The sequence below is a fragment of the Fontivita pretiosa genome (assembly GCF_050410795.1).
Lineage (GTDB): Bacteria > Planctomycetota > Phycisphaerae > Tepidisphaerales > Tepidisphaeraceae > Fontivita > Fontivita pretiosa.
Genome location: NZ_CP191258.1, coordinates 3,202,786 through 3,223,160 on the forward strand (window position 1 = coordinate 3,202,786; position 20,375 = coordinate 3,223,160).

19 protein-coding genes are annotated in these 20,375 nt (G+C 63.3%); 12 read left to right on the forward strand and 7 right to left on the reverse strand.

The genetic code is table 11. The features are described 5' to 3' along the window. Window positions 1-158 precede the first annotated feature (158 nt). Window positions 159-554, forward strand: a complete 396-nt coding sequence (gene atpC / locus ACQS5P_RS12895; protein WP_428937024.1) for an ATP synthase F1 subunit epsilon — start codon at window positions 159-161, stop codon at window positions 552-554. A gap of 13 nt (window positions 555-567) precedes the next feature. On the opposite strand, the gene ACQS5P_RS12900 is transcribed toward atpC, so the two are convergent. Then, window positions 568-1,410, reverse strand: a complete 843-nt coding sequence (locus tag ACQS5P_RS12900) for a dienelactone hydrolase family protein (RefSeq protein ID WP_428937025.1) — start codon at window positions 1,408-1,410, stop codon at window positions 568-570. Between the two features lie 184 nt (window positions 1,411-1,594). Between ACQS5P_RS12900 and ACQS5P_RS12905 the strand changes: the two genes are divergently transcribed. Then, window positions 1,595-2,410 (forward strand): TorF family putative porin, encoded by an 816-nt coding sequence (locus ACQS5P_RS12905; protein ID WP_428937026.1) that lies wholly within the window; start codon window positions 1,595-1,597, stop codon window positions 2,408-2,410. A 59-nt stretch (window positions 2,411-2,469) separates the two neighbouring features. Further along, the gene (locus tag ACQS5P_RS12910) at window positions 2,470-3,636 is read left to right on the forward strand and encodes a hypothetical protein (protein WP_428937027.1); all 1,167 of its coding nucleotides are present in this window, start codon (window positions 2,470-2,472) and stop codon (window positions 3,634-3,636) included. Window positions 3,637-3,748: 112 nt separating this feature from the next. Here ACQS5P_RS12910 and msrB read toward each other — a convergent pair whose 3' ends face one another. Then, a complete protein-coding gene (msrB, locus tag ACQS5P_RS12915) occupies window positions 3,749-4,249 on the reverse strand; it encodes a peptide-methionine (R)-S-oxide reductase MsrB (RefSeq protein ID WP_428937028.1) in 501 nt (166 codons plus the stop codon). Window positions 4,250-4,436: 187 nt separating this feature from the next. Between msrB and ACQS5P_RS12920 the strand changes: the two genes are divergently transcribed. Further along, the gene (locus ACQS5P_RS12920) at window positions 4,437-5,519 is read left to right on the forward strand and encodes a hypothetical protein (RefSeq protein WP_428937029.1); all 1,083 of its coding nucleotides are present in this window, start codon (window positions 4,437-4,439) and stop codon (window positions 5,517-5,519) included. A gap of 24 nt (window positions 5,520-5,543) precedes the next feature. Continuing rightward, window positions 5,544-6,617, forward strand: coding sequence for a uroporphyrinogen decarboxylase family protein (locus ACQS5P_RS12925; RefSeq protein ID WP_428937030.1), 1,074 nt, complete (start codon window positions 5,544-5,546; stop codon window positions 6,615-6,617). Window positions 6,618-6,631: 14 nt separating this feature from the next. Here the strand turns inward: ACQS5P_RS12925 and ACQS5P_RS12930 are convergent, their stop codons facing one another. After that, window positions 6,632-7,864: a hydrolase gene (locus ACQS5P_RS12930; protein WP_428937031.1), complete on the reverse strand. Its 1,233-nt coding sequence runs from the start codon at window positions 7,862-7,864 to the stop codon at window positions 6,632-6,634. 30 nt (window positions 7,865-7,894) lie between these two features. Here ACQS5P_RS12930 and ACQS5P_RS12935 point away from each other — a divergent pair, with 30 nt between their 5' ends. Then, entirely contained in the window at window positions 7,895-8,713 is an 819-nt protein-coding gene (locus ACQS5P_RS12935) for an endonuclease/exonuclease/phosphatase family protein (protein WP_428937032.1), read from the forward strand. Between the two features lie 51 nt (window positions 8,714-8,764). Here ACQS5P_RS12935 and ACQS5P_RS12940 read toward each other — a convergent pair whose 3' ends face one another. From ACQS5P_RS12940 to ACQS5P_RS12955, 4 genes are all read right to left on the reverse strand, one after another. Next, a complete protein-coding gene (locus tag ACQS5P_RS12940; protein WP_428937033.1) occupies window positions 8,765-10,132 on the reverse strand; it encodes a GH1 family beta-glucosidase in 1,368 nt (455 codons plus the stop codon). A 78-nt stretch (window positions 10,133-10,210) separates the two neighbouring features. Beyond that, window positions 10,211-10,822 (reverse strand): sigma-70 family RNA polymerase sigma factor, encoded by a 612-nt coding sequence (locus ACQS5P_RS12945; protein WP_428937034.1) that lies wholly within the window; start codon window positions 10,820-10,822, stop codon window positions 10,211-10,213. A gap of 191 nt (window positions 10,823-11,013) precedes the next feature. Beyond that, window positions 11,014-11,223, reverse strand: coding sequence for a hypothetical protein (locus ACQS5P_RS12950; protein ID WP_428937035.1), 210 nt, complete (start codon window positions 11,221-11,223; stop codon window positions 11,014-11,016). 178 nt (window positions 11,224-11,401) lie between these two features. Then, the gene (locus tag ACQS5P_RS12955; RefSeq protein WP_428937036.1) at window positions 11,402-12,322 is read right to left on the reverse strand and encodes a M14 family zinc carboxypeptidase; all 921 of its coding nucleotides are present in this window, start codon (window positions 12,320-12,322) and stop codon (window positions 11,402-11,404) included. Window positions 12,323-12,598: 276 nt separating this feature from the next. Between ACQS5P_RS12955 and ACQS5P_RS12960 the strand changes: the two genes are divergently transcribed. From ACQS5P_RS12960 to ACQS5P_RS12985, 6 genes are all read left to right on the forward strand, one after another. Continuing rightward, window positions 12,599-13,399, forward strand: coding sequence for a hypothetical protein (locus ACQS5P_RS12960; RefSeq protein WP_428937037.1), 801 nt, complete (start codon window positions 12,599-12,601; stop codon window positions 13,397-13,399). Between the two features lie 359 nt (window positions 13,400-13,758). Continuing rightward, window positions 13,759-14,559, forward strand: coding sequence for a PEP-CTERM sorting domain-containing protein (locus ACQS5P_RS12965; protein WP_428937038.1), 801 nt, complete (start codon window positions 13,759-13,761; stop codon window positions 14,557-14,559). Between the two features lie 284 nt (window positions 14,560-14,843). After that, window positions 14,844-16,862, forward strand: a complete 2,019-nt coding sequence (locus ACQS5P_RS12970) for a glycosyltransferase (RefSeq protein WP_428937039.1) — start codon at window positions 14,844-14,846, stop codon at window positions 16,860-16,862. A 184-nt stretch (window positions 16,863-17,046) separates the two neighbouring features. Next, a complete protein-coding gene (locus ACQS5P_RS12975) occupies window positions 17,047-17,433 on the forward strand; it encodes a hypothetical protein (protein WP_428937040.1) in 387 nt (128 codons plus the stop codon). Window positions 17,434-17,583: 150 nt separating this feature from the next. Next, complete coding sequence (nrdR, locus tag ACQS5P_RS12980) at window positions 17,584-18,231, forward strand: transcriptional regulator NrdR (protein ID WP_428937041.1); 648 nt, start codon at window positions 17,584-17,586, stop codon at window positions 18,229-18,231. Between the two features lie 212 nt (window positions 18,232-18,443). Further along, a complete protein-coding gene (locus ACQS5P_RS12985) occupies window positions 18,444-20,345 on the forward strand; it encodes a flagellar basal body P-ring protein FlgI (RefSeq protein WP_428937042.1) in 1,902 nt (633 codons plus the stop codon). Window positions 20,346-20,375: the final 30 nt, after the last annotated feature.

Sequence of the window (20,375 nt, forward strand, 5' to 3'; positions counted from 1 at the left end):
TGAGCGAAAAGCGCGGGTGGTCCGAGATGGGTATAAACGACGGGCGGGACGCCCGTGCCACGAGTTGGCGAATGCTATCAACCGTGGTTTGACCGGAATTGCCCGGTTCGTAAAATGCCGCGGCGATCGGGTTGATCAATCCGCGGAGAAACAGCGCTATGGCATTCCAATGCATCGTCGTCACGCCGGAACAGCAGGTCTTGGATGAGCCGATCACGCAGGCGATTGTTCCGGGGCATGACGGCAAAGTCGGCATCCTCACCGATCGCGCGCCGCTGCTGCTGAAGCTGGGATTGGGCGAGATGCGCCTGGACCTGCCCAACGGACAGAAGCGGTTTTATTACGTCGAGGGCGGCGTGGCGCAGATGAAGGACAATCGGCTGACGATCCTGACCCAGGAAGCCACGCCCGCGGCGAACATCGACGTGGAAAGCGCCCGTGCCGAACTGGCGGAAGCTGAAGCCCGCCGGATCACCGATCAGGCCAGCTACGAGGAGCGACAGCGGCGTCTGGCGCGGGCGAGGGCGCGAATCGAACTGGCGCAACGACGGTAGCGTGCATCCGCCGTCACTTCAGGTGCTGGTTCAGGAACGCCAGCGTCTGTTCCCACGCCTGTTGCGATGCCTTGAGATTGGCGCCGTTCTGCCCGGACTGCTGTCGCAGAAAGCCGTGCCCGGCGCCCTCGTAGATGTGCTTGATGAACGTCTTGCCGGCCTTGGTCATGTCCGCGGTGGTCTGGTCGAGTGTGGCGTTCACGCGGTTGTCATTTCCTCCATAGAAGCCGATCACGGGACACTGGATCCTGGCCAGCTCGGCCGGATCCTTCGGGGCCGATCCGTAGTAGACGACGGCGGCGTTGAGCGCCGGCTGTCGCGTGGCATAGGCGAAGCTGGCGCTGCCGCCCCAGCAGAAGCCAATAGTGGCGCTTTTTCCGTTGGTGCTGGGCAGGGCCAGAGCATAGTCGCGCACGGCATCGAGTCGTTTGTGCTGATCATCGGGCGTGAGGTTGCGGATCTGCTCGCGGACCTTCTCGCCCAGCGATTCGGTCCCGCCGCCGCCGGGCCCCATCCCGCTGAGCAGGTCTGGCGCCACGGCGATGAAGCCATCGGCGGCAAGCTGGTCGGCGACGGCGCGAACCCAGTCCGTCAGTCCGAAGATCTCGTGGATCACGATCACCACGCCCGCCGGGTCCTTTCGCTCGGGGTAGACCACCCAGGTCTTAATCTTGATATCCGAACCGGCAAGCGGCACATCAACCCACTCACCGTGCCTCGGGGAATCCTTCAATCGCTGCTGCGCCGTTTCCGCCGAGGCCGGAATCTGCGCGACCTTCGTCTGCTCCTGGGCGGCGGCCAAAGAGGCAGAGGCTAACAGCGACGCGATCAGCAGGCAGAGAGGTGTGGGGTTCATGCCTGCATTGTTGGGCGGCAGACCCTGCTGGGGCAAGCGCGATGTGGCGGGCGGTTATGAGCAAGCCACGAGGTTGTAACGTGCATTGATCGCGGCGCGAGCGTATGCTGTCAAGTCCGTTCGCTTACAGGGAACTGACATGTTCGACATGCTCGACATGTTTTGCATCGGGAGGATCGCCTGAATGAACCACTTTCGCGCGACGTGCGCGGTATTTGCGCTGGTTGTGCTGACGGGAATCACACGGGGACAACAGGCCGCGAAGGACCCGGCCGAAGAAGCTGATCAGGCCGGACCGCTGAGCTTCAGCGGGGTGCTGACCATTCCCAGTTCTTATGTTTTCCGCGGGTACGTGATCGAGGAGGATCATTTTCTGTTTCAGCCGGAGCTGACGATCACGTACACGAGCGAGCTGGGTGGAGTCGAGGTGGCGCCGTACGTGGGCATCTGGGCAAACCTGACCGACGCGCCCGCCGACGGCGAGCCGGAATGGGTCAACGAAGTGGATCTGTACGCGGGGATAGACCTGGCCCTGCCACACGACTTCTCTCTGGGGTTCATCTACACGCTGTACAACAGTCCGGCCGATGCCTTTGACGACATTCACGAAGTCGGCCTGACCCTCAGTCACGGCGATTTTCTGAATCCCGCGATAGGCATTTACTTCGAGATCGATAACCGCGATACGGGCGAGGAAAACACCTACATTGAGCTGAGTCTGACTCCGGGCCTGGATATTCCGCAGATCGAAGGCTTGCGGATCGATTTTCCGCTGGTGCTGGGGTTGACGCCCGACGAGTATTACACCGACGAGAATGGTGACGGCGAAGTGCTGGGCTATGCGTCGGCGGGCATCGCCGCGACCTGTCCGCTGAACGACAACTGGTCCTTGTTCGCCGGCGCCGAGTATGTGCAAATGCTGGCCGACAGCGCCGAGGAATCAAACGGCGGCGACAGCTTTCAGATCGTGGGCCGCGCCGGCGTGAGTTTCAGTTATTGACGTGGATTTGAAACATCGGGTTTGATCGGATGATGAATCACCTTAACGGAGGATCTGTCATGAGGACGTTGGCAACCACTGCAAAGGGAAGAAACGTGCGGCTGGTGGCCGCGCTGGTGGCGTGTCTGGCGGCGATGCTGCTGCCGCAGAGGCCCTGGCTGAGGGCGCAGGAGCAGCCGTCGGGTAGCGCCGCGGACACGAACATGGCCCCGGCGGACGCGATCAAGGGGGAGATGAACATGACCTTCAACACGCGCACCGCCGCCGGCACGGAGGACGGTGCGCCCCGCAAGGGCGTGAAGGACGTGTACAGCGTGAACCTGACGATCAATGGCAACCGCCAGATCGTCGGGCAGATCACGCGCCAGCCGCGGATCAAGCAGCTCCGCATTCGCACGGTCCAGCAGCCGCAGTATGACTTTGACCTGAAGTGGGTGGCGCTGTTGCGCTCGGGGCCCAAGACTGTGGGCAACTGGATCGGCGTGATGCCGGTGGATGAGCAGACCGGAGCGTTCATCCTCGACGGCGCCGGAGATCCCCAGCGGGCCATGCGAATCGCCATCGATGTCGGACAGGCATTCACCGACCAGTTCGGCGGACGCTTCTACGGCAAGCCCGAGGACAAGACCAAGCTCAACTGGGAAACCTTCAAGCGCACCGTCCAGGGCAAGACCGTGGAATACAAATACCAGGCCGATCCGATGCGCTTCGACGGCCTGATCCTGGCTGAAGGACCGGACAAGGGCCGCTACACCCGCTGCGTGGTCAACGGCAGCCTGGATTATGATCGCGCCACCGGCAACTACTTCGCCAAGAACCTGCGGATGTCGTACGTGTTCGACGGCAAGGAGTACAACGACACCATCACCGGAACGATCAAGTGGGTGGAAGACCCCAATCGCGCCAGCAACGGCAAGGGGCGATACGAGTTCAATCTCCGCTTCAACGAGGAGAAACACACCAAGGCCGCCCCGGAAGAAGCCGTGGCCAACATCCCCGATGAAGACGCGATCTTCGCGGTGGACAAGCACATTCCCGCGATCACCGGGACCATCGACTACGTGGACAACTTCGGTGGATCGGTCCTGAAGGATCCGGACGGCCGACCGCTGCCCACGACCTCCAAGGCCGTGTACAACCTCCAGGCTAACGGTTTGACCAAACAGCAGACGATGAACTTCGCGAAGCTGTGGCTGATTGCGGTTGGCCCGACAAACGACGAGTAGCCGATCAGGGCCGATGGCTCAAAGGCACAGGGCAGAAGAGTCTGGCGAAGGCTCTTCTGCCCCTCTTATTTGTGTATTTGCGCCGCAACCAATCAGCCCGAGGGGAACCGAATCACTGCCCCGGGCGGAACTTCAAGGCAGCGGAGTTGATGCAATATCGCAGTCCGGTGGGCGGCGGGCCGTCTTCAAACACGTGCCCGAGATGCCCGCCGCAACGGGCGCACACCACTTCCGTGCGCATCCCATCCGCATCCGGCGGGGTCTGGACGTTGGGCGCCGCGACGGGCCTGGTGAAGCTCGGCCAGCCCGTGCCCGAGTCGAACTTGTCCGCCGAGCTGAACAATTCCAGCTCACACCCTGCGCACAGGTACATCCCGCGTTCGTGGTTGTCGTAATAGGCGTTGCGGAACGGCGGTTCGGTGCCTTTCTCGCGAAGCACGTGATACTGCTGGGGCGTGAGCAGCTTTCGCCACTCGTCATCGCCTCGCTGGATCTTTTGAATCGAGCTCATGGTGGTGGCGTTGTTGGCCGGGGGCGAAGTCTCCCGAAGCTCGCAGCCCGCGGCGCATGACATGGCCAGGCAGGTGATGATTGCCAGTGTGATCGGCCTCATGGTCTGCGTCTTCGCTGGCAGATCGCCGCCAGAAGCATAGGGCGGCTGTGCGACTGGTCTCCAGCTTGTCCGGGGGCATGCTCTTTTTTTTCAGCACGCAGCGATGTTGCTCGCGTGTCAGCGGCGGCAGTCGCAATTTGAGGCAAAGGCGACTATCTTCTCCTGTTTTCAAGAGGAGCTGTATTCGATGTCGCAATTGTGGAAGTCCAACTGGCCTCAGACACGGGCGCATTTTCAGGATTGGTGGCGTCGCCGGGGGCTGGTGCTGGGTTCGTGGGGGCCGGGGCTGCCGACCAGCCGCGCTCATGCGGATGTTCCCGAGCCGCCGGCGCCGCAGAGCATCGCCCAGCGGCACACCGACGCCGACTACATCGCCCGACACACACGATACAAGATGTCGCGGCGGGTCTGGCCGGCGGACATCCTGCCCGCCGCCTGGCCGCACGTCGGGACGCTGCCGCTGGCCACCTACCTGGGTGCCACGCCCGAGTACGCCCCCAACAACGTCTGGTATCGCCCGTGCATGAGTGATCTGGAGTCGCATCCGCCGCTGCGGTTTGATCCGGACCATCCACAGGTGCGGCAGCTCGAGACCATCGTCCGCGAAACCGTGAAGCTGGCTGCGGGCAACTACTTCGTCGGCATGCCGGCGCTGCTGGGTGGGATCGATGTTCTGGCAGAGCTGCGCGGCACCGCCGAGCTGCTGATGGACATGCTCGAATCCCCTGATCTGGTGCATCGACGCCTGCGCGAAATCCAGGATGCCTATGTTCAGGCGTTCGATCGCATGTACGACATCGTCAAGCTCGACGACGGCAGCATGTGTTTCGGGTACTTCATGCTGTGGGGCGAAGGGAAAACCGGGCTGTGCCAGTGCGACACGGCGGCGATGTTCTCGCCGCAGATGTTCGCCGAGTTCGTCGTGCCATACCTTCGCGAACAGTGCGCCTATCTGGACTGGTCGATGTTCCACGTGGACGGCGCGCAGGCGCTGATTCACCTGGACCTGTTGCTTGAGATTGAGGACCTGGATGCGATCGAATTCACGCCCGACCCCAAATCACCCGGCGGCGGAGACCCGCACTGGTACGAGCTGTATCGGCGGATCCTGGGCGCGGGCAAGTCGGTCTGGGTGGCCAACCTGTCCAAGCAGCAGGTGATCCCGCTGCTGGACGCCATCGGCGGCAAGGGCGTGTATGTCAGCGTCAACGGCATCGACGAATCCGATGCCGAAGACCTGGCGCAGGCGATCGAGCCGTATCGCCAGTAGCGTCAACCAAGCGGAGATGAGGCTATGACCGGACGCGAACGGGTCAACAGGATGTTTCAGCGGCGCGAGCACGACCGCGTGCCTCGCCACGAGTCCTTCTGGCCGGACACGATCCGCCGCTGGCAGGGCGAGGGACTCAACGGCGACGCTCAAACCGTGCTTGATCTGCTCGACAGCGATTTTCAGACGCTGGGCTGGGTGTGGCCGGTGTGCTTCCCCGGGCAGTCGAAGATCGTGTCGATGGATGAGCAGACGCAGGTGATCCTGGACGGAAATGGAAAGCTGTGCCGCTATTGGCGAGACCGCAGCGGCACGCCGCAGCACCTGGGCTTCGAGTGTAACAGCCCGGATGTCTGGTACCGTCGCTTCAAGCCGGCGTTGCTGTCGGCCGGACCGCAGATCGATCTGGACGCCGTGAAGCGCAGCCACACGCTGGGACGCCAGAAAGGTCGCTGGTGCTGTCTGTGCGGTGTGGAGAGCTTCGAGGAGACCCGATCGCTCATGGGCGATGAAATCACGCTGATGGCCATGGCCGACGAGCCGGAGTGGGTTCGCGATGTCTCACGAACCTTCACCGACGTGATCATCGCCAGTTTCGAGCTGGCCATGGGCACCGGCATCGAGCCCGAGGGGTTGTGGATCTACGGGGACATGGCCTTCAACCACTCGACGATGTGCTCGCCGGCGATGTATCGCGAGTTGATCTGGCCGGACCACAAGCGGCTGGCGGACTGGGCGCACGCGCGCAGCATGAAGTTCATCTATCATACCGACGGAAACGTAAACGGGGTGATCGATCTGTACCTTCAGGCCGGGTTCGACGCGCTTCAGCCGCTGGAGGCCAAGGCGAAGATGGACATCCGCCAGCTCTGTCCCCGTTACGGCTCGCAGCTCGTGTTCTTCGGCAATGTGGATGTCATGGTGATGATGACCAACGATCTGGACAGGATCGAAGCCGAGATCGCGACGAAACTCGCCGCCGGCAAGCAAACGCGCGGCTACGCGTATCACTCCGACCACTCCGTCCCGCCGCAGGTAAGCTGGCAGACCTATCAGTTCATCATCGATCGCGTGGCTCACTACGGGCGATATGCCTGAACCATCGCCTGGCATCACGGCAGGAGATCGAACGCATCGGATCGACCCAATTGAACCAGCGTCAGCAGCGTGAGCTTGGCGCGCTCGGCCAGGGTATCGACAAGGAGGAACTCGGCATCGCTGTGCAGGTTGCCGCCACGCGGACCCATGGTATCGACGACGGCGAGTCCCGCGGCGGCCAGTCGGTTGCCGTCGCTTGCGCCGCCACTGGGCTGCCATTTCAGATCAAGGTTCAGTTCGCGACCGCAGTCGCGGATCAGCTCCAGCAGCGCCAGCGAGCCGGGATCCAGCGTTTTCGGCGGGGCGTGCATCCCGCCATGAAGCTCGGCACGGATGCCGTCGCGACGGTTCAGCTCATTGACAAGCTCGCGCAACAGCCGCTCGACAACGGAAACCTGCGCCGGCTCGGTGACTCGCACGTTGAAGCGTCCGATGGCCAGATCCGGCACCACATTGACCGCGCCGCCGCCCTCGATCCGCCCGCAGTTGATCGTCACGCCTTCGGGCAGGTTGCGAGATAGGGCGTCGAGTCTGGTGATGAACTCGGCCAGCGCCACGATCGCGCTGCGCCCGAGATGAAAATCGCGTCCGGCGTGCGCCGCGCGGCCGCGGACCACCAGCGTGAAGTTTCCCGAGCCTTTGCGGGCGCTGACCAGCGAGCCATCGGGCAGACTCGGCTCAAAACAAAGCGCGATGCGGTGGCGGCTGGCTGCGTCCGTGAGCAGCGGCCCGGATCCGGGCGATCCGATCTCCTCGTCGGGATTGAGCAGGATCTCCCAGCCAAGTTGCGGCGCAAGCTCGCTCTGCTCGAGCGCGCGCAGGGCAAAGAGCATCACGACCAGCCCGCCCTTGGCGTCGGCCACGCCGGGGCCGCGCAGCGTGCGATCATCGATGCGCTGAACCTGCTGGAACGGATGCTGCGGACCGTAGACGGTGTCGAGATGGATGTTCAGCAGCACCCGACGCGGCGCGTCCGGACGCTTGACGATCCGGATCACCTGACCCAGCGGCTCACGCACGACGTTGCCGGCGGAGTCGATGGACTGGGCCGGGGGAAGCTCGATCCGGCTGATCTGCCCGCCGAGCGATTCGAATTCCTTCTGCACATCTGCGCTGAGCTGCGTCAGCCCCGCGAGATGGTGCGAGCCGGAGTTGATCTGCGCCCAGCGCGTCACCAGCCGCAGCATCTCGTCCTGCTGTGCGTCCAGCCAGTTGAGTAATGAGGCGATGTCGTCGTTATGATGCATGCCGACAGCAAAGTATAACCGCCTGAATCTATGCCGAGCTTCCGCGTTGTCAGCTTCAATGTCCGCTGCGCCACCGCCGACGACGCTCAGAACAACTGGATCCATCGTCGCGAGTTGTTCTTCAGGGCGATTGGGCGGCTGGACCCGGACATCCTCGGCGCGCAGGAGGCCGTTGCGAGCCAGGCCGACGAGCTGCGCGCCCGGATGCCGGACTACGGCTTCGTGGGCGCAGGACGCGACGACGGCAGGCGCGGCGGAGAATTCTGCCCGATCCTCTATCGGCGACAGCGATTCGAGATGGTCGATCACGGGCACTTCTGGCTCAGCCACACGCCCGATGTGCCCGGCAGCGTTGGCTGGGACGCGGCCCTGACACGCATGGCCACGTGGGTCAAGCTGCGCGACCGGCTTCACGCCGATCGCCAACTGCTCGTGCTCAACACGCACTGGGATCACGTCGGCCAGGTCGCACGGCTTGAGTCCGCAAAACTGATCCGCAGGAAACTCGCCGAGCTCGGCGGCGGCGACACGCAGTTGCCCGGCATCATCATGGGCGATCTCAATGTCGAGGAGGACTCCGCGGCCTGCCGCGTGCTGGCCGAAGGATGGATCGATTCCTACCGAGCCGTCCACCCCGAGCCAAAGCGCGATGAGGCGACCTGGCACGCCTTCACTGGCCGAACCGACGGCCGGCGGATTGACTTCATTTTCCACACGCCACACTTTCAAACGATCGATGCAGGCATCGACCGCTGGCATGACAACGGGCGGTATCCGTCCGATCACTATCCCGTGGTGGCGACGATCGAATGGAGGGAACCACGGATGAACGCAGATGCACACAGATGAACGTGCACCAGGCACGATCTTTGTTCAACTGCGCTTAACCGTGGCTGCACATCAGCCGCCTACGGCATTTCGCCGGATCACATCCGCATAGAACTGCGCGCTGAGCTTGGGCGTGCGCGCGAACGTCTCGTAGTTCACGTAGCAGATCCCGAATCTCCTGGTGTAGCCGCAGGCCCACTCAAAGTTATCCAGCAGGCTCCAGAGGAAGTACCCCTTGAGCGGAATGCCCTCGGCCACGGCGCGGTGGGCGTGGATCAGATGCTGCTGAAGGTACATCACGCGTGCGGTGTCGAGGATTTCATTGTGCTCGTTTGGTCGATCGGGATAGGCGCAGCCGTTTTCGGTGATGTAGATCTCGCGCACGTTCCAGATTTCGCTGAGCAGCCGCGGACCCCAGTACAGGATCGCCGGGCCGATCGTCAGCCAGGGCATGTGCATGCGCGGGTAGTGCTCGTCGCAGGCGACGATCGACCAGCCGCGCTGCGCGTTGGGATCGTGCCGGACATGAATCGGGGCGTAGAGGTTGATCCCGACGAAATTCAGCGGCGAGGCGATGGTCTTCATCTCCTGGTCGCTGAACACGGGCGCGTCGGCGCCCTGGTCGGCCAGGTAGTTGGGATGATAGCGGCCTTCAAGGATCGGCGTGAGAAACATGCCGCTCATCTCGCGCAGGGCTTCTTTGGCGGCGGCGATGTGCTGCTCATGTTCCAGCAGCGGGACGATGTTGGGGATGTTCTCCGCCAGGCCCACCTTCACTGCCCTTGGCGCTGACGCCCGAATCGCCTGCACCGCAAGTCCATGCCCCAGCACCGCGTGATGCCTCGCCTGGTTCAGGACCTTTCGAGACACGACCTTGCCCGGGGCAAAGATCTCCCTGCTGCGCTGGTAGCCCTTATCCAGGAAGCAGCCGAACTCGTTGATTGTCATGAACCCGACGACGCGGTCGCCCAGGGTTTTGGCCATGAACGCGGCGTAGTCCGCGAAGTCGCGGGCACAGTCTTTGGACTCCCAGCCGCGATAGCGGTCTTCGCACCACTGTGGCAGGTCCCAGTGAAACAGGGTCATCCACGGCTGGATGCCCGCAGCCAGCAATTCGTCGCACAGCCGCTTGTAGAAATCGACGCCTTTGGGGTTCGGCGTTTTGGTGTGGTCGGGAAAGATGCGCGGCCAGGACGCCGAAAAGCGATACGCCTTCAGCCCCAGCTCCTTCATGATCCGCACATCTTCCCTGTAGCGGTGGTAGTGATCGGTGGCGCGGTCGCCGGTGTGGTCCATCGCGATGGCGCCCGGTCGGCGACAGAACGTGTCCCACACCGAAGGGCCGCGGCCATCCTCGTTGGCCGCACCTTCAACCTGGTATGCTGCCGTCGCGGCTCCCCATAGAAAGTCTTTCGGAAACGGACAAAACAGTTGAGCCATGGTCGGCCCAATGTACCGTCTCGGCCGCCCGGAGGCGAAGGCGCGCAAGCGACCTGGGGCACCAGCCCCCCGGAGTGATCACGACTGTGCCTCCTCAAGCTCGCGCAATCGCTGCTTGAGCAGCCGTGCGATGCGCGTCTTGGCCTGATGCACGCTGTTGACGCTGATGCCCAGCTCGCGCGCGACCTCGTCGGCGTCTCGCTCGTGCAGGACGTACAGCTCGAAGGCGCGGAAGGTTTTGGGTTCGCCACGGAACTGACGCTTGATCTGCGTCAGCGCCAGCCGCAGGTGTTCGGTGTCCCAGATATCGTCCCAGGTCCGGGCCAGTGCCGGATCGTCCGGATCCAGATTCTCCAGCGGCACGCCCTGAAACCTGGCGTTCTGCCCGACGCGCTTGATCAGCGCGCTGCGGGCGCAGGCCTTGAGAAATCCCCGAAACCGTCCGCGGGAGCGGTCGTACCTGAAGGTTTGGCTGGACGATACGAATCCCACCAGAACATCCTGTACGATGTCGTCGCAGTCGCTGCTTCGCACGCCCAGTTGCCGCGCGAATCGTTCGATGATCGGCGCGTAGCGATTTTTGAACTCTGTCCAGGCGTGCTCCCGCACCTGCCGCTCGCCATGCACCAGCCGCGCAAACATGGAGCTGCGCGTGGACAGCGTATCCGCCGGATCGGGTGCTGATGACATGGCGGGCTCCTTGTGTGCGGCGGCAGCGACGGCACAGACGGATGGGCGAAGGCAAGTGTATCGCAACGGCACCCGGCCGCCAATCCACGCGCCGGACTTTCGAACTTCGGGGTTGTCTACTGTTCCGCCCGGCGCGCAAGCGATGACTCGGTTGCGGCCGGGGTCGCGGCCCGGGAATCCCGGGCACAGCCTTAGAGTTCCTGCGAGGCGGCAGGATCCGCGGCTGGTTCATTGGGCGCTGTCCAGATGTCCGGCACGTCGTTGGTGTAATCGAACCTGGACAGGAACGTTCGTCGGATCGCGATGGCCGTATCCGGTGTGGGCGAGGGGACCGGCTCGAACAGCACCGGTTCGATTGCGCTGCTGCTGAACATTCGTCGTGACTCAAGCGACTGGAACATGGGCATCTCCTTGTGAGTGTTGGTGACTGACCTGCTGTAGTACAGAAGCGGCGATGTTCTGACAGTGACAGGGGCCAGGGGCGGGCCGTGACAGGTGGCTCAGGAGGCGCAAGTGCTTGCCTGACATGGCCGAAGCGATGGAGATGCCCTGTTCAGATCGAAAAAGACTCCCGACCCCTTATTTTAAGGGGTCGGGAGTCTTTTTCGGGGTGCGGATGGCGATGCCCGCCAGCAGGGCGCGGCGGTTCTCGGCCCAGACGTGCACGCCGTCCAGGCGACGCGGCAGCTCCAGCGTGATCATCGGAATCTGAAGGTCCTTGCCCGCCCAACTGCCCAGACTGCCGGGCGTGGCATACCCGATCGTCGCGGTGGCTGGGTAACCGTTGTGCCGGCTCATCTCCTGCGCGATGTGCCGCGCCGGACCGTCGTAGTTGTTGCAGTGTCTTCCCGACCCGATCGAGTGGATCGAGATCAGCAGTTTGGGTCGAATGCGCGCCACCGCGTCAGCGATGACGCGGCTCTCCGGTTCGCTCAGCGGCGAATCCCCGCCGCGATATCGTCCGCCAAGCCCAGGCTTGAAGTTGGACGCGGGAAAGTTGCGATTCAGGTCGATGCCACGGGCATTGCCGCGGGTGCCCGCTGCCAGGCCGTCCGGATTGGCGTTGACGATCAGGCCAACCAGTCGCCCGCAACGCAGCGCCGGCTGTGCTTCCAGCAGTTCCGCCAGGCCGCGCGCCACGTCCACGCTGGTCGGCTCATCCCCGTGAATGCCCCCGATCACCAGCACCGCATCCTCCGGATCGCCCTCCAGCACGATCAATTCAATCGGACGATGCTGAACCGACTGGCCAAGTCGAATCCGCTGGGTCGCAGATTGGCTGGGGAACTTGAACACGCTCGTCGTCGGCTCCGAAGAAATGGAAAAAGGCACAGCAGAGGACTCATCGGATTCGACCGCTTTACGCGGTTGACACGATACGAGCACCATCTGCACAACCAGCAGCCCCAACATCGCACCGTGCCACGACGAGGTCTTGCCGTTGGCGTCCTTGCCGGCGGGCTTGTGTCCGCCACGCTGTGCTCGAGCGGCTTGCTGCATCCGTGCCTTTGCCTTTCCGTAGATTCCGATGATTTGCAGGCGGTTTATAGCAGCCGCGCCGGGCGAATCAATGCGCCGCAGTCCGTCCGGTAACCGGCGGGTGGGTCAAGTCGGAAAAGTCACTACAGGCCGCATGCCATCAGGTCCGGCAACTCGGTTGTGGCGGCATTTGCGGTTGCCTGCGGGTGAGCTTGGTGCAGACTGAACAGACGCCGTGGTGCGGGCCTTTGCAACTGCCGCCGACACTGACAGGTGCGGCAAGAGGAGTCTATCGATATGCAAAACCAGCCGGGCAAGTGCATGTTGGCGATGGTGACGCTGGCGGCGGCCGGCTCGATCGCCTCGGCGGACGTGCTGTTCGACAACCGGGGGTTGGGCATCGACTCACCGGACATCTTTTCAAGCGATATCCGCGCCTGGGTTCTGGAGGATGGTCGTTTCCCCACGTCCGCGGCCCATCAAATCACCGCCATCAACATCGGTTATCACAACACCGACCCGGCGCAGCGGCCGCTGGCCGCCGATGTGCTCGTGCGCTTCTGGGATACCGTCAACTACGACGTGATTCCTGTGACGTCAGCGGTTCACAGCGGGCCGATTGGCCCGGAGTATCGCTTCAGCATCGTTGCGCAGCCCGGCGCCAATGAAACGGGATTGCTGTTGTTGCCGGGCGGAGGTGTGTTGCTCGCCGACAACGACTGGGGCGTGATGATCGATTTCGTCTTGCCCGGCACGAGCACGCCGCTGGCCGGGATCAATCATCTGTTCCGCGATGTGCCGGTGACGCTCGGAAGCAGCGACGCGCTGTTCGGATGCGATGAGGACGGCAACGGGATCGTTTCAGGCACCGAGCTGTTCACCTGGGAGGGAGGCGGATTTCCGGCGGGGAACATGTACCTGCAGATCCACGGAACAGCGATTCCGGAGGCAAGCGCGGCCATTGGGGTCGCTGTGGCGGGAATTGGATTGGCGGGCCGGCGGCCGGGCAGGCGACGGGTCTGCTCAGGTCCCCCGCAGGAATCATGGCTCCGATCAGACGGAAAAGTCTTCGCAGACGGAAAAATCTTCGCAGATTGACAGGCGTGATGGAGGAGGGCAGATGCAGCGGGCCGGCACCACGCCGGCCCGTCGTCTTTTGGCAGTTGCACCGCTTCGGCGACCGTCTGAAGTTGACCCGGTTGAAGCTGAATGGAGCATCTGAGTCTGGCAACAATTTCGCGTTTGTGCCGGATTCTGCTTGCGGAATGCACGGCGGCGGGTAACATGGCAGCCGTTTCGCCGCCGCGGATGATGGGGCGATGCGCCTGCCTGCGCGGTTTGCGCATTGAGGGTTCCTCATCAGCCGATTCTGGAACGGGCGACCCGCGCGTCTTGTGTGTGAGAAAATGCGGCGCGCGCCATCACATTAATCGCGTCTGGTACGCGAGGGGAGATATATGCTGCCACGTCTCTTCGGCTGCGGCGTTGTCGCTGTCGCTGCTGTCTCGGTTCTGGTTCCCTCCAGCTCTCGTGCGTCGGAAAACGTCGATCTGCTGGGTGGTGACCTGAGGATCAAGCACCTGTTTCCCGCCGGCACGGGCGTGGATGTCTCGGATTTGGTGACCCCCGGTTCGATCTACTCGAACTTCGGGACCTTCAGCGGGTCGGTGCTGCCCAACGGCGGCGCCAGCGGCGGGATCACCCGGCTGATCGCCGACGACATAGTCCCGGTCAGCGGCGGCTTGATCCAGGAGTTCTCCTTCACCGTGGGCAACCTGGGTGACACCGACGTGGCGGCGCGCCCGCGGGTGCGCTTCTGGTTCGATAACGCCGGCGTCCCGGGCAACTACTACGTGGATGGCGCCACTCCCATCGGAATCACGTTCAACCCAATCACCTTCGGGGCCGGCAGCCTGGGGATCTACACGGCGGACGTCAGCGCCATCGCCTTTAACCTGCCCAATGCCAAGTTCTGGGTCGGTCTGACGTTCGATAACGTCGGCACGCCCTCCAGCGATCTGGACTTGGAGAATCTGGGACAACTGCTGTTCAACCCGCCGGAACTCGGCTCCAGCGGCGACACGATGTTCATCACGTCGGCGTCGGGGTCGTTCTTCAACGTGAGCAACCCGGCGGGCTCAACATTCAACCTGGGTGGCAACCCGGTGGCCAACACCGGCTGGGAATTCGTGGTTCCCGAGCCTGGGGCATTGTCGCTGCTGGCGCTGGGCGCGCTGGGCTTCATTCGCCGGCGCTGATTTAGGCCGTCGGCCCACGGCGCGCCACAGTTGCGTGCACGTGGCGGCTCATGCACAGACGGTGCTCAAACCGTCTGCGCACCAGCAAATCAGCCGATGCATCAGCGGCTGTCTGAATCGTGGATTAACCGAACTCTCGCCAAGGCCCTGCTGTGACGGCAGGGCCTTTCTTTGCGCGCGAACGATCGCAGGCTTGGCAGATTTGCGAAGGGAGTCGCGGCATTCGGCGGCGCGGAGTGCATCAGATTTTGCCTCGCCCGCAACAGGCAGTGGATAATGCCCGCATGGCCAGCTCACAGTGGCAATCTCCCGAACGACCCGCGGCGCACGATCAGGCTGTATCGCAGTCATCAACAGGCGCGTCGGCTTCAGGCTCCGCCACGACGAACGCATCAGCTCAGTCCGAATCGTCGGCAAGCGGCCCTGCGGCGATCAACCTCTACCCGCAACCACTGTCGCCATCGCCCGATGAGTCGTCTTCCCAGCCCGAGCCTGTGTTGCTGTTCGAGGTCGCCTGGGAAGTCTGCTGGCAACTGGGTGGAATCTACACCGTTCTGCGCACCAAGGCGGCGGCGATGCTGGATCGCTGGGGCGATCGCTACTGCCTGATCGGTCCGTACAACCCCCAGACGGCGGCGGTGGAGTTCGAGGAGCTGCCCACCGAAGGCCTGATTCGTGACACGCTGGATCGGCTGCGGAGCGCGGGCGTGCCTTGTCACCACGGGCGATGGCTGATCAGCGGCCGCCCACGCGTGATCCTGCTGGATTACCGGGCGCGCTTCGGCTCCCTGGACGTGGACAAGTACCTGCTGTGGAAGGATCACGGCATCGACACCCTGGGCTGCGATGCGGAGGTCAACGAGGTGGTGGCCTTCGGATACGTGGTGGCCGAGTTCTTCCGCGAGTTGTGCGATCTGCTGCGGGGACGACGGGCGGTTCTGGCGCACTTCCACGAGTGGATGGGCGGGGTGGCCGTGCCGCGAATCGCCCACATGCAACTGCCCGTCGCCACCGTCTTCACCACCCATGCCACCCTGCTGGGCCGCTACCTGGCCAGCGACAACCCGTACTTCTACCAGCACCTGCCCTTCATCAACGCCGATCAGGAAGCGGTCAAGTACAACATCCTCTCCAAGCACCAGATCGAAAAGACCGCCGCCCACGCCTGTACCGTCTTCACCACCGTCAGTGAAGTGACCGCCTTCGAGGCCGAGAAATTGCTGGGTCGAAAGCCCGATGCGATCCTGCCCAACGGGCTGAACATCCAGCGATTCGCGGCGCTGCACGAGTTCCAGAATCTGCACCGGCAATACAAGGAGAAGATTCATGAGTTTGTGATGGGGCACTTTTTCCCGGCGTACGCGTTTGACCTGGAACACACCCTGTACGTGTTCACCTCCGGGCGGTACGAGTACCGCAACAAGGGGCTGGACATGTTCATTGAGGCGATGTACCGGCTGAACCAGGTGTTGCGCGGCGTGCCGGATCGTCCGACCATCGTCTCGTTCATCATCACCCGCGCCCCCACGCGAAACATCAACGTCGGGGTGCTTCAGAGCCAGGCGATGTTCGACGAGCTCCGCGCCACCTGTGCCGACATCGAGCATGAGATGGGCCGGCGACTGTTTCTGGCGGCGACCACCGGACGCCTGCCGGGCATGAATGAGCTGCTTGCCGACGACGCGGTGGTGCGATTGAAGCGAGCGATGCACGTATGGCGATCCGGACGCCAGCCCAGCATCGTCACTCACGACCTGGTCGATGACGCCAATGACGCGGTGCTGAAACATCTGCGCTGGCGGCAGTTGTTCAACGCGGCCGACGATCCGGTCAAAGTCGTGTTCCATCCCGAGTTTCTCACCGCCACCAGCCCGCTGATCAGCCTGGACTACAACGATTTCGTTCGCGGCTGCCACCTGGGGATATTTCCCAGCTACTACGAGCCGTGGGGATACACACCGATGGAGTCGATCGCGCGCGGCGTGCCGGCGGTGACGACGGATCTGAGTGGTTTCGGGGCGTATGTGCAGCGGCACATCGAAGATGCCCGCAGCCAGGGCATCATGGTGCTCAACCGCCGCAATCGCAGCTTCGACGACGCCGTCGGCGATCTGGTTCAATACCTGCTGGAGTTCATCCAGCTCAATCGCCGGCAGCGCATCGAGCTGCGCAACCGCACCGAGCGGCTGGGCGAGCTGTTCGACTGGTCGGTGCTCGTCAGCCACTATCACGAGGCGCATGATCTGGCGCTGGAGCGTCGCGGCGGGCTCAGGCCCGGCACGTTTGAGCTGCGAATCGTGTAGAGCAGCGGCGAATGGTGTAAACCTGCAATCGGATATCTTCTTTTCACGGCGGAGCTTAGGTGATTGCGGCAACTCAGATCCACCGCCGTTTTACTCCGGAGCTAACCGTGAGCAACAGGATCTGTCTGATACGGTGGGCCAAGCCGATGTGCTGCCGCAGCGTGCGGTGAAAGGAGTGAGTCTTATGCGTAAACACGCTTTGCTCGCCGCTGTCGTGCTGATCGCGTTGTTGCCCGCCGGCGCGGCGTGGGCGGGCGGCAGACACTACGACCGCGGCGACCGCTATCGCGACTGGGGGCATTCCCGCAGCTTCTTCGGATTCTCCATCGGGGTCGGATCGGACCACTGGCGATCGGGCTTCAGCTATCGCCATTACGACGGGCCTTCTTACTACCGATTCCGCTATGTCTATCGCGACTACGACTATTGCCCGCCTCCGGTCATCTATTACCGCCCGGTCTATACTCCCCCGCCGGTGATCGTGTATCCGGCTCCGCGGTATTACTACTACGACTACTGCCCGCCGAGCAGCTACTACTACTCGGAGACCCGGTTCTACTACGGCAGGTGAGCGCGGCGGCGCCTCAGGCGCATTTGATCGATCAATCAGGCAATCGGGCGCCGCCGGTCCGCGCGCACGCAAATCAATCGACAAATCCGGGGGACGCGCCTGCGGGGGTTGTTTTGCCTTCCCCGTGGAAAATCGGTATCTTTTTCCGCGATGCGCTGCCCGTATTGTCATGCGGACAAGGAGCACCTGAAGGTGATCGACTCGCGCACCTGCGACGGCGGGCGGTCGATCCGCCGGCGGCGACAATGCCTCAACTGCTCCAAACGCTTCACCACCTACGAGCGGATCGAAGAACACGTGAGGCTGACGGTCGTGAAGCGCGATGGCCGGCGGGTTCCCTGGGATCGCAACAAGATCATCACGGGGCTGGCGCGGGCGTGCTTCAAACGACCCGTGCCCGAGAGCGAGCTGGCGCGCATCGCCGACGAGGTCGAGGACGAGGTGTTCAGGAGCCACGACCGAGAGGTCTCCACGACGGTGATCGGGAGCCTGGTGGCCGACAAGCTCCGCCGCGTTGATCAGGTGGCCTACGTGCGTTTTGCCAGCGTGTATCGGCAGTTCAAGACGCTGGAGGAGCTGGTGGAGGAAGCGCGGGCGGTTCTGGACGCCAAGCGGTTTGAGGATCCTTCGCAGGGGCGGCTGTTCATTGAGCCTGAGGCGGCGGTGAACGGCCCGGCCCGTGACAACGAATCGCCCGCGCCGGCGCCTCAGGGCAAACTTGGACCCCGCGCGCGACGTAAGGCTCGTGAGATCAAGCAGGTACAGCCGCAGGTGCAGGTGCCCTCCAACGCTGTATAGCTTCAACGGCTCCGGGGGCAAGCGATTGGCCAAGGTTTTCCAGCCCATTTGCAGGACGATTCAGGTGTTGCAGGTTTTTTTGTCGTGTTGATCGAGGCCAGCTCACGGGTTGCAGACCCGTGCCGCCAGCGATGCGACCTGCCGCAGGCGGCGGTCAGATAACTCAAGCGCAGCGTCGGTAGCGTCCGATAATTCCCGGAGGTTCCGTGCCGATGATCCGCAACCAGCGTGTCGATTGGATGGATTGTCGCCCGCGATGGCGGCGCGTGCTGATCATCCTGTGCGCGTGCCTGATCGTGCCGATCGGGTTGGGCTGCGGTGGCAAGAAAAAGAAGGTCGATCCGGCAGGAAAGCTCACGTCGCGGTATCAGTCCCTGCCGCCCAAGCAGGTGCCGGCCTTTTTGAAGGATTCGATCATCGAGCGCTGCGATCTGTCGAACATCGAGCCATTCCCTGTCAGCGGCTTCGGGCTGGTGGCCAATTTGCACGACACCGGCGACTGCTTCGCGGGAACCGCGGTGCGCGAGTACATCCGCACGCTGGCGGTCAAGCACGGCTTTGGGAGCAAGGTGCGAGGTCTGGACAATATCCAGCCGGAGGACATCCTGCGTGATCCTTCGTTCGCGATCGTACGGGTGGATGCGCTGATTCCTCCGGGGGCGCGCAAGTATCAGCGGCTGGATGTGCTGGTCTCGGCACTGGAGGGCAACAACACCACCAGCCTGGCGCACGGGGATCTGTATCGCACCGACCTGAAAGTCAACGGCGCCAACATGCAGGCGCCCGGGTATGCCATCGATGTGTGGGCCACGGCCGAAGGATCGATCTTCGTCAATCCGGCCTACGTCCTGAGCGGTCCGACCTCCGATCCGGAAGTTCGGCTGAGCCTGCGGAAGGGCACGATCCCCGACGGCGGCGTGTGCCTGATGGATCGGGCCCTGGTGCTGCGTCTTCGCCAGCCGCAGCTCAGCATGGCCCGCGCGATCGAGTATCGCCTGGATCAGGCGTTCCAGGATTTGTCGGTGGCGGCGGCGAAGGATGAGGCGATCATCCTGCTGTACATGCCGGAAAAGTACGGCACCGACTGGGCGCATTTCGCCGGGGTGGTCACCCACACCTTCCTCAATCCCACGCCGGATTTCGCCGTCGCCAAAGCCAAACAACTCGCCGAAGAAGCGGTCAAGCCGGATGCGCCGCTGCTGGATATCTCCTACTGCTGGGAGGCGCTGGGTCCGATGGCGGTTCCGTTCATCGCTCCGCTGATGACGCACGAAAAGCCGGAGGTGGCGTATGCGGCGGCGCGGGCGGCGGCGTGCGTCGGCGATCTGGCGGCGCAAACCGTCCTGATGGAAATCGCCAAACGAAACGATCACCCCTTCCAGATCGAGGCGGTGCAGACCCTAGGCAAGCTGCCCAGTTCGCCGGTCATCAATCAGATGCTGCGGACCCTGCTGGATGCGCGACAGACGCTGGTGCGGCTGGAGGCGTACCGCGCCCTGGCCAGCCACGGCGACTCCTCCATCCTCTCGCGCCCGGTGAACAACAAGTTCATGCTCGACATCGTCTCCTCCCAGGGGCCGCCCATCCTGTACGCCTCACGCAGCGGAATGCCACGCATCGCGGTGATCGGCAACAGACCCGCGGTGGCCATGCCCGCTTTCTTTACCGCGATGGACCATCGGTTCAGCATGGCCTCGGCCACGGATCGGCAGTTGCTCAACCTGTTCTACCGGGGTCCGAAGCTGCGTTCGCCGATTTCGGTGATCTCCTCGCCGGATCTGGTGGAGCTGATCGAGCGGCTGGGCGGAAACGGCGCGCCGGGCGAGCAGCGACTTGATTTTGATTACTGCGTGGTGGTCGCGTTGCTCCAGGCGATGGCCGAGCAGAAGCAGTTGGTGGCGGTGTATCAGGGGCAGCGTGTGCCGATGACATTCGTGCTTCAGGAATCGCCGGGGCTGGAGCGTCTGCTGGAACAGGCGCCGCCGATTCCCGAGTCGTCGCCGACGACGGCGCAGGCGCCGCCGACGGTCGGCGCCGCAGGGCTGATCGGTCCGTCCGGGCAGGCGGTGCCGGCGGCTTCACCCGCGGTGGAAACCGCGCGGCAGGCGCAGTAAGCTGTCGCGACCACAATTGCGGACGGTTCG